The organism is Actinocrispum sp. NPDC049592, assembly GCF_040675465.1.
Taxonomy (GTDB): domain Bacteria; phylum Actinomycetota; class Actinomycetes; order Mycobacteriales; family Pseudonocardiaceae; genus Kibdelosporangium.
In genome coordinates this window covers 110,395-123,999 of record NZ_JBFAPA010000011.1, presented here as the reverse complement: position 1 = coordinate 123,999, position 13,605 = coordinate 110,395, and the positions used below count along the sequence as shown (strand labels likewise).

Genomic DNA, 13,605 nt, shown 5'->3' with positions numbered 1-13,605 from the left:
ACAGACGTTGAAGGAGTTTTCCCGGTGACCATCGCGAGCCGGCGGGGCTGATCGAAGGTGCCGAGTACGGCCATCCCCCTCGCCGGACTGCCGATCCGCGAGTACCTGCTGGTCGCGTTGACCAGTGTGGCGCTGACCTTTCTGCTGACCGGGCCGGTGCGGCTGCTGGCGTTCAAGATCGGTGCGGTGGCCGTGCCCCGCGCCCGCGACGTGCACGTCACCCCGATCCCGCGGCTCGGCGGCCTGGCCATGTACCTGGGCGTGTGCGGCGGGATGCTGCTGGCCCACCAGCTGCCGCTGCTGCGCCGCGCGTTCGAGTTCACCCTCGACCCGCTCGGCGTGATCGTCGGCGGCGGCGTGATCATGGCCATCGGCATGCTGGACGACCGGTTCGAGCTGGACGCGCTGACCAAGTTCGCCGGGCAGACGCTGGCCTCCGGGATCATCGTGCTGTTCGGCATCCAGTGGGTGCTGGTCTGGGTGCCGTGGGGCGGCAACGACGCCAGCGGCGGCGGGTCGCTGCTCTCGCTGGACATGAACCAGGGCGGCCTGCTCACCGTGGTGCTGTGCCTGGTGCTGATCAACGCGATGAACTTCGTCGATGGCCTGGACGGCCTGGCGTCCGGGATCGGGGTCATCGCGTCGGCCGCGACCTGCACGTTCTCCATCCACGTGCTGTCCGAGAGCGGCAACGACGTGATCAACTACGCGCCCGCGCTGATCTCGGTCACCCTGGCCGGCGCGTGCATCGGCTTCCTGCCGCACAACTTCCAGCCGGCCCGGATCTTCATGGGCGACTCCGGGTCGATGCTGATCGGCCTGACCCTCGCCGCGGCCAGCACCTCAGCCGCGGGCAAGCAGCTGCCGAACCAGAACGGCCCGACCAACACCATCGCGCTGCTGTCCCCGCTGATCGTCGTGGCGGCGGTGCTGTTCGTGCCGACCCTCGATCTGCTGATGGCGGTCATTCGCCGAACTCGCCGCGGCCTGAGCCCGTTCCACGCCGACAAGATGCACCTGCACCACCGGCTGCTGGAGATCGGCCACTCGGTCCGGCGTGCGGTGCTGCTCATCTACTTGTGGGCCGCCGTGCTGGCGTTCGGGGCCGTCGCGCTCAGCCTGTTCGACGGGCTCGTCGTGGGCTGGGTGATGGCGATAGGCCTCCTGATCGCGTTGATCGTTTCCGCGGTACCTAGACTCAGATCACGATGAACAGCGAAAAGTATCCCGAGACGCACGGCGAGATCGTGCTGAAGCTGGCCGATGCCCAGCTGCGCTACCAGATCCGGCTGGTGCTGCCGGTGCTGGCGGTCGCGGTGGTCATCGCGACGGTGCTCGCCGGACCGCACGGGTTGTGGGGGTCGCTTGTGGGGGCGGCGGTCGCGGTGGCGTCGTCGGCCTTCACGATGTGGCTGATGCGGATCAGCGCGCACCAGGGCCCGCATCTGGTGATGGCCGCCGCGTTGGGCGGTTTTGTCGGGAAGATGGTCATTCTGCTGATCGTTCTCACCCTGTTGGGCGACGTCACGGTGCTGCACCGGCAGTCGCTCGCGTTCACTATGCTCGCCGGGGTGATCGTCGCCGCGGTCGCGGACGGGGTGGCCTTCAAGAAGACCAAGCTGCCGACGATTATCCCCAGTTAGACGCCAACAGTACGGGCGTTCTACGAGCTGGTAGCCTGCCCGCCGAGGGGCACCGTCGCCTTCCCGCGAGCCTTCCGGGGAGCCGCTGCGAAGTGCCTCCAGTACGTCAGGTACGTTAAGTCCCGAACGTGACGATTCCCCCGGCAGTGTGAAACGGCCGGCCGGGAGAACCGGAAGGAGCCCACTTGCGCGCGCTGCTGCTGGCTGCGGATGGCGAGTTCATACCGCCCGGCGCGGGTGACTTCGAACTGCCGCCGATCTTCGGCCAGGTCACCAAGCCGATGGTGCTGCTCGTGCTCTCGGTGATCATCATCATGGCGTTCTTCCTGATCGCCACCCGCAACCTCAAGATCGTGCCGGGCCGGTTCCAGTTCCTCGCCGAGTCGGTCTACGACTTCGGGCGCAACAACATCGCCCGCGACCAGATCGGTTCGAAGGACTTCCGCCCGTTCGTCCCGCTTATTCTCTCGTTGTTCACCTTCATTTTGGTGAACAACCTGTTCGCGCTGATCCCGATCATCCAGTTCCCCACGCTCTCGCACTTCGGGTTCCCGCTCGCGTTGTCGGTCCTGGTGGTCTACCCGACCTACCACTTCGTCGGGTTCAAGCGGCACGGCTGGCACTACCTGAAGAAGGAACTGATCCCGCCGAGCGCGCCGAAGGTCATCGCCTACGGCCTGATCGCGCCGGTGGAGTTCTTCCTGAAGTTCTTCATGAACCCGATCACGCTGGCGATCCGGGTGTTCGCCGCGATGTTCGCCGGGCACCTGATCCTGCTGCTGTTCACGCTGGCGGGCGAGTACCTGCTGATCGAGGCGAGCGTCGCCTTGAAACCGGTGTCGATCATCTCGTTCGCCTTCGCCATCGCGATGACGTTCCTGGAGGCCCTGATCCAGGTCGTCCAGGCCTACATCTTCGCTCTGCTGTCGGCCAGCTACATCGGCATGGCACTGGCGTCGGACCACTGATTCACACCAATGACAAAGGCTCCGATCCGCGGCGCACGCCGCGGACCGAGTGAAAGGGAAGTTTCAAAGTGAGTGCTGCTCTTGTTCTCGCCCAGGCCGCCGAAACGACCGCGCCGATCAACATCAACAAGGGTCTGTCGCTGATCGGTTACGGCCTCGGCGCCATCGGCCCGGGTATCGGCGTGGGTCTGATCTGGGCCGCGGTCATCAACGGCACCGCCCGCCAGCCGGAGGCGCAGGGCAAGCTGATGGGTATCGGCTGGTCCACCTTCGCCCTGGTCGAGGTGCTCGCCCTGATCGGCCTGGTGTTCTACTTCCTCGCGTCCTCCGTCTGATCGTCGCGTCACCGATCTTCTAGGGAGACGACGTGGTCAATCTCTATCTCGCAGCGGAGTCATCGCCCAACCCGGTGATCCCGCACCCGGCCGAGATCATCCTCGGCCTGGTCACCTTCCTGCTGCTGCTGTTCGTGGTGTGGAAGTTCGTCGTCCCGCGCTTCGAGGCGCTCTACTCCGAGCGTGCCGAGAAGATCGAGGGCGGCATCGAGAAGGCCGAACGCCTGCAGGCGCAGGCCGAGGAGAACCTCGAGAAGTACAAGGAACTGCTCGCCGACGCGAACGCGGCCGCCGCGCGCATCCGTGACGACGCGCGCATCGAGGCCGAGCAGATCCGTGAGGAACTGCGGGTGCAGGCCCAGGAGGAGGCCGCGCGGATCGTCGCGCAGGGCCGCAACCAGCTCGAGGCCCAGCGCGCCCAGATCGTCGCGGAGCTGCGGGCCGACCTCGGCCGTACCGCGGTCGAGCTGGCCAGCCGGATCGTCGGCGAGTCGCTGGAGGAGGAGGCCCGCCGCCGCGGCACGGTCGACCGTTTCCTGGAAGAGCTGGACTCCGTTTCGGCGCCCGCGAAGAAGTAGGGGACGGCGAAGATGACGCTGCTGCACGCCGCGAGCCGGGAGGCGCTCGCCTCGGCCGAGCTGAAACTGCTCGACCTCGCCGAGTCGGGCGCCACGCTGGACACCGTCGGCGACGAGCTGTTCGGCGTGGTGGGCCTGCTCACCCGCGAGGCCGGGCTGCGCCGGCCGCTGGCCGACTCGTCGGCCGAGCCGGAGCGCCGCGCCGACCTTGTGCGCAGGCTGCTGAGCGGCAAGCTCTCCGACGACACCGTCGGGTTGCTGGTCTCGGTGGTCAGCGCGCGCTGGTCCAACCCGCGTGAGCTGGTCGACGGGGTCGAGTCGCTGGGCCGCACGGCCCTGCTGGTCGCCGCGGAGCGCGCGGGCACGCTCGACACGGTCGAGGACGAGCTGTTCCGGCTGGGCCGGATCGTGGCCGCCGACGGCGAGCTGGAGCGGCTGCTGTCCGACTCGGCCGCCCCGGCCGAGGCCAAGCTGTCGCTGCTGCGCTCGCTGACCGCCGCCAAGGTGGACCCGACCACGGAGAAGCTGGCCGAGGCGCTGGTGTCCTACCCGCGCGGCCGGCGGGCCGTGGAGGGCCTCGAGGAGCTGGCCGACCTGGCCGCCAAGCGCCGCGAGCGCTCGGTCGCCCACGTCACCTCCGTGGTGGCGCTGTCCGAGCAGCAGCAGGACCGGCTGGCGGCGACGCTGACCCGGATCTACGCGCGGCCGATCGCGCTGCACATCGAGGTCGACCCGGACCTGCTCGGCGGCATGGTCATCAAGGTCGGCGACGAGATCATCGACGGCAGTGCGGCGGGCCGCCTGGACGCCATCCGGCGCCGGCTGGCCGGCTGACCCAGAGCATTTGTGAAGTAACGAAAGCGAGAGCGGGAAGACATGGCGGAGCTGACGATCTCGTCGGACGAGATCCGCAGTGCGATCGAGAACTACGTCTCCGGTTACACGCCGGACGTGACGAAGGAAGAGGTCGGCACCGTCACCTCGACCGGTGACGGCGTCGCCTACGTCGAGGGCCTGCCCTCGGCGATGGCCAACGAGCTGGTCGAGTTCCCCGGTGGCGTGCTCGGCGTTGCGCAGAACCTGGACGTCCGCGAGATCGGTGTCACCATCCTGGGTGACTACGAGACGATCGAGGAGGGCCAGGAGGTCAAGCGGACCGGCCGGATCCTCTCGGTGCCGGTCGGCGACGGCTTCCTCGGCCGGGTGATCAACCCGCTGGGCCAGCCGCTGGACGGCCTCGGCGAGATCGTCGCCGACGACAGCCGCGTGCTCGAGCTGCAGGCGGCCACGGTGGTGCAGCGCCAGCCGGTGAAGGAGCCGCTGCAGACCGGCATCAAGGCCATCGACTCGATGACCCCGATCGGCCGCGGCCAGCGCCAGCTGATCATCGGCGACCGCAAGACCGGCAAGACCACGGTCTGCGTGGACACGATCATCAACCAGAAGCAGGCGTGGGAGACCGGCGACCCGAAGCAGCAGGTGCGCTGCATCTACGTCGCCGTCGGCCAGAAGGGCTCCACCATCGCGGCCGTCAAGACCGCGCTGGAGGCGCACGGCGCGATGGAGTACACCACCATCGTGGCCGCCCCGGCCTCGGACTCCGCCGGCTTCAAGTGGATCGCCCCCTACACCGGCTCGGCCCTCGGCCAGCACTGGATGTACCAGGGCAAGCACGTCCTGATCGTGTTTGACGACCTGACCAAACAGGCCGAGGCCTACCGCGCGCTGTCGCTGCTGCTGCGCCGCCCGCCGGGCCGCGAGGCCTACCCCGGTGACGTCTTCTACTTGCACTCCCGCCTGCTGGAGCGCTGCGCCAAGCTGTCCGACGACCTCGGTGCGGGCTCGATGACCGGTCTGCCGATCATCGAGACCAAGGCCAACGACATCTCGGCCTACATCCCCACCAACGTCATCTCGATCACCGACGGCCAGTGCTTCCTCGAGTCGGACCTGTTCAACCAGGGCCAGCGCCCGGCCATCAACGTCGGTGTGTCGGTGTCCCGGGTCGGTGGCTCGGCGCAGATCAAGGCCATGCGCAAGATCTCCGGCTCGCTGCGCATCGACCTGTCGCAGCACCGCGAGCTGGCCGCGTTCGCCGCGTTCGCCTCGGACCTGGACGCCACCTCGAAGGCCCAGCTGGACCGCGGTGACCGGCTCTACCAGCTGCTCAAGCAGGGCGCGTACTCGCCGGTGCCGGTCGACGAGCAGGTCATCTCGATCTTCATCGGCACCCGCGGCTACGCCGACTCGGTCCCGGTGGAGGACGTGCGCCGGTTCGAGCGCGAGCTCATCGACCACATCCGCCGTCAGCACGGCGGTATCCTCCAGGAGATCCGTGACACGAAGGACCTCTCGGACGAGCTGATCGACCGCCTCGGCGAGGTGGTCGACAAGTTCAAGGAGCAGTTCACCGCCTCCGACGGCTCGTCGGTCGTGGACACGCCGGCCGACGCGATGGAGGCCGACAAGGTCGGGCAGGAGTCGGTGAAGGTGCGCCGGCCAGCCCCGAAGAAGTGATCGGGTAGCCAATGGCCGCACAGCTTCGCGAACTACGCCAACGGATCCGTTCCACCCAGGGCCTTGGGAAGATCTTCAAGGCCCAGGAGGTCATCGCGACCACGCGGATCAGCCGGGCGCAGGCACGGGTGCAGGCCGCCCGGCCGTACGCGACGGAGATCACCAACGTGCTCTCCGCGCTGGCCGGGGCCGCCGCGTCGCTCAACAACCACCCGCTGCTCACCGAGCGGCCCGAGCCCAAGCGCGCCGCCGTGCTGGTGGTGACCAGTGACCGTGGCCTGTGCGGCGGTTACAACGCCAACGTGCTGCGTGCCGCGGAGGAGCTCATCTCGCTGCTGCGCAGCGAGGGCAAAGAGCCGCTGCTGTACCTGATCGGCCGCAAGGCGGTGTCGTTCTACACGTTCCGGCAGCGCGAGTTCGTCGCCTCGTGGAGCGGGTTCTCCGAGACCCCGCGCTACGAGAACGCGCAGGAGGCGGGCGAGCTGCTCGTCCAGGCCTTCATGCAGGGCGAGGACGACGGCGTGGACCACGGCGGGGCGGACGGCGTGCTGGGCGTGGACGAGCTGCACATCGTCTACACGGAGTTCCGCTCGATGCTGTCCCAGGTGCCGACCGTGAAGCGGATCGCGCCGATGGAGGTCGAGTACTCCGAGGAGCAGCCGGAGACCACGCCGGTCAGCTACACGTTCGAGCCGGGCGCGGACCAGCTGCTGGCCGCGCTGCTGCCCAAGTACGTCAACACCCGGATCTTCGCAGCGCTGCTGGACTCGGCGGCCTCGGAGTCGGCCGCCCGCCGCACCGCGATGAAGGCGGCGTCGGACAACGCACGTGATCTGGTCGCGGCCCTGTCGCTGGAGGCCAACCAGGCGCGGCAGGCCCAGATCACCCAGGAGATCAGCGAGATCGTCGGTGGCGCCAACGCGCTCGCCGCAGCAGGAAGTGATGACTAGCGATGACTGCCACCCAAGAACCCACTGCCACCGGTCGTATCGTGCGGGTGACCGGCCCGGTCGTCGACGTCGAGTTCCCTCGCGGCGCGGTGCCTGAGCTGTTCAACGCCCTCAAGGTCGACATCGAGTTCGAGCAGCTGAAGAAGACCGTCACCCTGGAGGTCGCCCAGCACCTGGGGGACAACCTGGTCCGCACGATCTCCATGCAGCCGCAGGACGGCCTGGTGCGCGGCACCCCGGTGCGCGACACCGGCCAGGCCATCGCCGTGCCGGTCGGTGACATCGTCAAGGGGCACGTGTTCAACGCCCTCGGCGACTGCCTCGACGAGCCCGGCTACGCCGCGGACGCCGAGCGCTGGACCATCCACCGCAAGCCGCCGGCGTTCGACCAGCTCGAGGGCCGCACCGAGGTGCTGGAGACCGGCCTCAAGGTGATCGACCTGCTCACCCCGTACGTGCAGGGTGGCAAGATCGGCCTGTTCGGCGGTGCCGGTGTGGGCAAGACGGTGCTCATCAAGGAGATGATCACCCGTGTCGCCAAGAACTTCGGTGGCACCTCGGTGTTCGCCGGGGTCGGCGAGCGCACCCGTGAGGGCAACGACCTCATCCTGGAGCTGGGCGAGGACGGCACCATCAACGACACCGCCCTGGTGTTCGGCCAGATGGACGAGCCGCCCGGCACGCGTATGCGGGTGGCGCTGTCCGCGCTGACCATGGCGGAGTACTTCCGCGATGTGCAGAACCAGGACGTGCTGCTGTTCATCGACAACATCTTCCGGTTCACCCAGGCCGGTTCCGAGGTGTCGACCCTGCTGGGCCGCATGCCTTCGGCCGTGGGTTACCAGCCGACGCTGGCTGACGAGATGGGTGAGCTGCAGGAGCGGATCACCTCCACCCGTGGCCGGTCGATCACCTCGATGCAGGCCATCTACGTGCCCGCCGACGACTACACCGACCCGGCACCGGCCACCACCTTCGCCTTCCTGGACGCCACCACCGAGCTGTCGCGCGCGGTGTTCCAGAAGGGCATCTTCCCGGCGGTGGACCCCCTGTCCTCCAGCTCCACCATCCTCGACCCGACCATCGTCGGCGACGAGCACTACCGGGTGGCGCAGGAGGTCAAGCGGATCCTGCAGAAGTACAAGGAGCTGCAGGACATCATCGCGATCCTGGGTATGGACGAGCTGTCCGAAGAGGACAAACTGACGGTCAACCGGGCGCGGCGCATCGAGCGGTTCCTCTCCCAGAACATGCTCGTCGCCGAGATCTTCACCGGCCAGCCCGGCTCTACCGTCCCGGTCAAGGAAACCGTCGAGGCGTTCGACAAGATCGCCAAGGGCGACTTCGACCACATCCCCGAGCAGGCGTTCCTCGGCATCGGTGGCCTCGAAGACCTCGAGAAGAAGGCCCGCGAACTCACCGGCAAGTAAGCATTCTCGATATCCGTAAAAGGTCTTCACGAGTCTCTCGTGAAGACCTTTTACGTTGTCCGGCGAAATATGGCCCTGGCCCTGCGCGATCACGTCCGCTGTCGTATGATCTTGCGCATATTTGACAATTGTTGAAAGGTCAGGTGTCCCTCGCGATGACGTCTCATGTGACGCCGGTTGTCGTTCTCGGTGGGGAGAACGGAACGGACGGCTAGACATCTGACCTACTGGCGACTTGCCAGTAGTCCGCAGCGCTCACGGCCGCCGTGTGATCGTTCGCCGAACGGTCCACGGCGGCCGTGATCGTACTCGGGACCATTCTGCTCGCCCGTTCGTATCAATTCTGTCCACCGGCGGCCCGGCGGCCGGTACCCTGTGAAGAAGTCGGGCAAGGGGCGCTCAGCTTACGGACATGCTTCGGACCAGGGGAAGGGTTGAGGAGCATGCTGCGGAGCTTTATCGCGTGGTTGGACGACTATCTGGCCGATGAGGGCGCTCCGGCTGTGGTGCGGGCCGGGATCGGGTTGCTGTCGTGGGAACAGGCGGCTTTTATCGCCAACTCCAAGGGCGACACCATTGAACGCACTACCATCCGCGCCAAGGTGTTGCGGGACGATATGTTTCTCATCCGTCTGGTGTTCGGCTGCGGGTGGAGCCAGCCGGCGCGATATCGGCGTCACGTCAAAGTGAATGTGCGCAATTTGCTGGTCGGAGATGCCCTGGGGACGAGTCCTGATGTGACGTTTTCCTGGATCGCGGACGGCAAGATCGACGTGATGATCCACTTCGCCAGCCCGCCCAGGATCGGCAGTGAGATCCGGTTTATGGTCATCATGGACTGGCCGGGGAAGTGTGCGCCGCTGATGTCCGAGGTCACCGATGATTTCGCGGTCTGCTTCCGGCAACAGAGTGTCGAGTTCGTGAGTTACAAGATCGTGCTGCCGGCCGGACGAGAGGCGTACTACGAGCCGATCGGTTTTGTTGCCGACGATCCCGGTTTCGGTATTGACGCCTCGGTGAACGAGGACGGGCGGAACCAGTACCTGTTCAGCGGGACGGGGCTCCAGGTACGCCAACGGGCGGGCATCAAGCTGGAGCTGAAGGGCAATGGGAAACACAGTTCTCCGCAGCAGTGGCAGGCGACGAGCGCGCTGAGGTGACGCGTTCGCACGTTGGGACCAATCGCGGATGCCTGCTTCGGCGATACACTCCGAAGGCCTGGAGGGGCGCACAGCTATTGGACATGCTTCGGACCACGGAGGTGGGAGGCATGCTTCGTAGCTTTGGTGCATGGCTGGACGAGCATCTGGTGGGGCCGTCCGGCGTGATCCGTGCGTTGGTGGATCTGTTGGTGTTCGCCGTGTTGCTGGGTGCGTTGCTCGGCAGCGTCGCGATCGAGGCTGGGGTGTTCGTCGCTGGGGTGTTCGGGCTGATGGGGCGGTGGGGCTGCTGCTCGTTGATCGTCGGTCGATGCGGCGGGAGCTGATTCAGGTTCACGCCGAGGAGAGCGACCAGGCGGGATGATCGACTGAACCGGTGCGGTGTATGTCGCAACGAGACACACACTTACTACTTTCGGCAGTTATGGGTGGGCCGCTCGGACACAAGAATGCTCCTGCACATGTGTCATCGAGGGGAGCCTTGAATTGTCCTCATTACCCACCCGGGGTAGATCGATTGCCGCGCTTGGCGTGGCGGCGGTGGCGGTGGCGCTGCTGCCGGTGCTGAGCACCGCGGGGACGGCGCAGCCGGACAACCCGTGGACGAAGGTCGCGAGCAACGGGCTCGCGGCGAAGTCGGCCAAGCAGGCGGATATCCGCACCGCACGGTACGCGGGGTACACGCTGGACCGGGCGACGATGAAGACCAAGCTGGACACGAACGCGCGGGAGGTGACCCTGCCGACGCCGCAGGGCACGTTCCAGCGGTTCTCACTGACCGAGTCGCAGGTGATGGAGCCGGGTCTGGCGGCGGCCCACCCGGAGATCAAGACGTACGCGGGCAAAGGGCTCGACGACACGACCGCGACGGTGCGCGCCGACCTGACGCCGCTGGGGTTCCACGCTTCGGTGCGGTCGCAGAGCGGCCAGTGGTATGTCGACCCGTACTACCACGCGGACCAGAGCCTGTACGCGAGCTACTACGGTCATGACGTCTCCAACGGCGGCAACGTGCTGAAGGAGAAGGACCTCGTCGGCGCGGCGAAGGCGTTGCAGCCGATCACCGCGGGCCCGGTCGTGAAGCTGCGGACCTACCGGCTCGCGCTCGTGACGGACCCGTCGTACGCGAACTACTTCGGCGCGGCGAACGTGACCGCGGCCAAGGTGACCCTGATCAACCGGGTCACGCAGATCTACGAGGACGAGACCGCGATCCGGCTCGTGCTGATCAACGACACCGACAAGACGAACCTGAACACGCCCGAGCTGGCCAGCCTGCCGAACGGCCCGTGTGGCGCGGCCCCCTGCTACAAGCCGGAGGAGCTGCAGTTCTGCGACATCCCGACGCTGTACGCGACCGGGGTCGTGCTGGGTCAGCTGGTCGGCGCGGACAAGTACGACATCGGCCACCTCGGGCTCGGGGTGAACGGCGGCGGTATCGCGGGTCTCGGCGTGGTGGGCGGCACCGAGAAGGCCGTGGGCTGCACCGGCCTGCCGACGCCGGTGGGTGACTTCTACGCGGTCGACTATGTGGCGCACGAGATGGGCCACCAGTTCGGCGGCAACCACCCGTTCAACGGCACCGAGTGGAACTGCTCGACCGGCAACCGGGAGCCGTCGACCTCGGTCGAGCCCGGCAGCGGTTCGTCGATCATGGCGTACGCGGGTATCTGCCAGCAGGACAACCTGCAGCCGCACAGCGACCCGTACTGGTCGCAGCGCAGCTTCACCGAGATCACCTCGTACACCACCTCGAACCTGCCTGACATCAACGAACAGCAGGACATCGCGCTGCGTGACTTCGACGGCACCGACTCGTTCACGGTGAGCTGGAACGGCCGCCAGTCCAAGCCGATCGTGCGTGGCGTCAACTACACGCAGGCCGGGATCAAGGCGGCGATCGAGGGCATCGTGGGCTGGCCCACGGGCGCGACCGTCACCGTGGCCGGGTTCGGCGACCAGCCCGACTGGCGGCCGATCCCGTTGGACGACACCGGCTTCCAGGTCACCTTCGGTGGCACGCTGGCCGGCAGGAACGTCCCGAAGCTGGGCCTCAACCCGCACGGCGCCACCGGGTTCGTCGGTGAGTCGATCAAGGGCGGCCCGGTGGACAACAAGGGCAACAAGATCGAGGACACCACCAACCACGCCCCGGTCGTCGAGACGCCCGAGCAGTACACCATCCCGGTGCGCACGCCGTTCTCGTTGACCGGCAAGGCGACCGACGCCGACGGCGACGCGGTCACCTACATGTGGGAGCAGAACGACATCGGCGGCGTCAACGGCACCGGCCTGGTGAACAACACCAAGAAGGACGGCCCGCTGTTCCGCCAGTTCGGCACCGCGGCGATCGTTTCCGCCGAGGACACGCTGAAGTACTACTCGCCGGGCGAGAACGCGGTGAACGGCAACCCGACGCGTGACTTCCCGGACCTGGCGCAGATCGCGGCGAACAACACCAACGCCAAGACCGGCGCCTGCCCGGCCGCACCGCCGCCACCCGCCTCCGGTGGGGCGACGAACGTGCCGGCCGCGCTGATCGACTGCTACTCGGAGTTCCTGCCGACCGCGGACTGGGTCGGTATCGACAACTCCCGCACCCTGCACTTCCGGCTGACCGCGCGCGACGGGCGGCAGAACGGTGGTGGCGTCGGTTTCGCTGACACCGCAGTGCATCTGGTGCCGACGTCGGGTCCGTTCCAGGTCACATCGCAGGCCGCTGCCGGTGCCGTCGCGGGTGGCTCCTCGCAGCCCGTCACCTGGGATGTCGCCGGGACGGACGGCAACGGGATCAACACCAAGAACGTGAAGATCTCGTTCTCCACCGACGGTGGGCTCACCTTCCCGACCGTGCTGTCGCAGAGCACGCCCAACGATGGCAGCGAGTCCGTGGTCATCCCGGATGTGGCGACGACCAAGGGCCGGATCAAGGTCGAGGCCGTCGGCAACGTCTTCTTCGACCTCAACGACGCTGACATCACCGTGCACGCCTCGCCGCGCGTCTCCATCGCGGGTGGCACGGACGTCCAGTACAGCGACTCGCTTTCCTTGTCTGTCACCGCGAACGACCCGGACAGCGCCGGTTCCGGCCTGACCGCGGCCGCCACTGGACTGCCCTCGGGTCTGTCCCTTGTGGCCGGTGCAGCCAACGGTGGTAGTCGCGTGTGGACGGTCGCGGGCAACGTCACAGCCACACCAGGTGACTACCCGGTCTCGGTTGCTGTCACGGACGACACCGGTGTGGTTGGGAAGACTTCGTTCACCGTCAAGGTGAAGCCGGAGGACTCCCAGGTCACCTACACCGGCGACAGCCTCGTGTTCGGTGACACCGTTCAGTTCCGGGCGACCGTCCGGGACAACACGGACGCCGCGCCGGGTGACATCCGCACCGGGACGGTCAGTTTCGTGTCCGGTGGCAAGACGTTGTGCTCGTCGCCGCTGAAGCTGTTGGGTGCGGCCGCCACGGACGCGACCGGCAGCTGCTCGGCCAAGCTCCCCGCTGGGGCGAGCGTGACCGTGTCGGTGGGCGGCAACTACACCGGGTCGGCTCCGGCCGGCGTGGAGACGTTGAAGCCGCAGAACCGGGCGATCATCGGTGACGGCTCGGTCAAGGCGACCGGCTCGGGCGGTGCCTACCCGGCGGACAACGGTTCCAGGACCGACTTCAAGCTGGCCCTGGCCTACCTGAAGCCGTTCGGCAGTGCTACCGGTGTGTCCATCGTGGACTTCACTTCTGGCGGCAAGCGTTATGAGATCCGGAGCCTGGGCGTCGACTCGTTCGGCACCAAGTCCGGCAAGCTCGACGTGCGCAGCCGCGCCGGCCTGTTCGACGCGGCCGGACGTCAGATCGCGAACGGGCTGACCCTGCGGCTGACCGGCTCGACCGGCAACCCTGGCTCGCTCGCGATCACCCTGTCCGATGGTGACAAGCTGCTCTTCTCGTCCGGCTGGACGGGTGCCGCCACCCAGGCGAACCCGCTCTCCCGCGGAGCACTCTTCATCATCTGATCCCTTACTGAACCCC

12 protein-coding genes are annotated in these 13,605 nt (G+C 67.1%); all 12 read left to right on the top strand.

Annotated features, from left to right (window positions below; genetic code table 11):
* The first annotated feature begins 57 nt into the window (after positions 1-57).
* Complete coding sequence (locus tag AB0J95_RS26685; RefSeq protein WP_364763205.1) at positions 58-1,212, top strand: MraY family glycosyltransferase; 1,155 nt, start codon at positions 58-60, stop codon at positions 1,210-1,212.
* Positions 1,209-1,643 (top strand): hypothetical protein, encoded by a 435-nt coding sequence (locus AB0J95_RS26680; protein ID WP_364763202.1) that lies wholly within the window; start codon positions 1,209-1,211, stop codon positions 1,641-1,643. The genes AB0J95_RS26685 and AB0J95_RS26680 overlap by 4 nt, the downstream gene beginning before the upstream one ends.
* Positions 1,644-1,828: 185 nt before the next feature.
* Positions 1,829-2,611 carry a F0F1 ATP synthase subunit A gene (gene atpB, locus AB0J95_RS26675; protein WP_364763199.1) on the top strand — a complete coding sequence of 261 codons (783 nt, stop codon included), beginning with the start codon at positions 1,829-1,831 and terminating at the stop codon, positions 2,609-2,611.
* A 68-nt stretch (positions 2,612-2,679) separates the two neighbouring features.
* The gene (locus AB0J95_RS26670) at positions 2,680-2,946 is read left to right on the top strand and encodes an ATP F0F1 synthase subunit C (RefSeq protein ID WP_364763196.1); all 267 of its coding nucleotides are present in this window, start codon (positions 2,680-2,682) and stop codon (positions 2,944-2,946) included.
* A 32-nt stretch (positions 2,947-2,978) separates the two neighbouring features.
* Complete coding sequence (locus AB0J95_RS26665) at positions 2,979-3,524, top strand: F0F1 ATP synthase subunit B (protein ID WP_364763193.1); 546 nt, start codon at positions 2,979-2,981, stop codon at positions 3,522-3,524.
* A 12-nt stretch (positions 3,525-3,536) separates the two neighbouring features.
* Positions 3,537-4,358, top strand: a complete 822-nt coding sequence (locus AB0J95_RS26660; protein WP_364763190.1) for a F0F1 ATP synthase subunit delta — start codon at positions 3,537-3,539, stop codon at positions 4,356-4,358.
* 42 nt (positions 4,359-4,400) lie between these two features.
* Complete coding sequence (gene atpA / locus AB0J95_RS26655) at positions 4,401-6,041, top strand: F0F1 ATP synthase subunit alpha (RefSeq protein ID WP_364763187.1); 1,641 nt, start codon at positions 4,401-4,403, stop codon at positions 6,039-6,041.
* Between the two features lie 11 nt (positions 6,042-6,052).
* Positions 6,053-6,991 carry a F0F1 ATP synthase subunit gamma gene (locus AB0J95_RS26650; protein ID WP_364763184.1) on the top strand — a complete coding sequence of 313 codons (939 nt, stop codon included), beginning with the start codon at positions 6,053-6,055 and terminating at the stop codon, positions 6,989-6,991.
* A gap of 2 nt (positions 6,992-6,993) precedes the next feature.
* Positions 6,994-8,421, top strand: coding sequence for a F0F1 ATP synthase subunit beta (gene atpD / locus AB0J95_RS26645; RefSeq protein ID WP_364763181.1), 1,428 nt, complete (start codon positions 6,994-6,996; stop codon positions 8,419-8,421).
* Between the two features lie 467 nt (positions 8,422-8,888).
* Complete coding sequence (locus AB0J95_RS26640; RefSeq protein ID WP_364763178.1) at positions 8,889-9,581, top strand: hypothetical protein; 693 nt, start codon at positions 8,889-8,891, stop codon at positions 9,579-9,581.
* 110 nt (positions 9,582-9,691) lie between these two features.
* On the top strand, positions 9,692-9,907 hold the full coding sequence (locus AB0J95_RS26635; RefSeq protein WP_364763175.1) for a hypothetical protein: 216 nt from the start codon (positions 9,692-9,694) through the stop codon (positions 9,905-9,907).
* A gap of 214 nt (positions 9,908-10,121) precedes the next feature.
* Positions 10,122-13,589 carry a M12 family metallo-peptidase gene (locus AB0J95_RS26630; protein WP_364763172.1) on the top strand — a complete coding sequence of 1,156 codons (3,468 nt, stop codon included), beginning with the start codon at positions 10,122-10,124 and terminating at the stop codon, positions 13,587-13,589.
* The last annotated feature ends 16 nt before the right edge of the window (positions 13,590-13,605 follow it).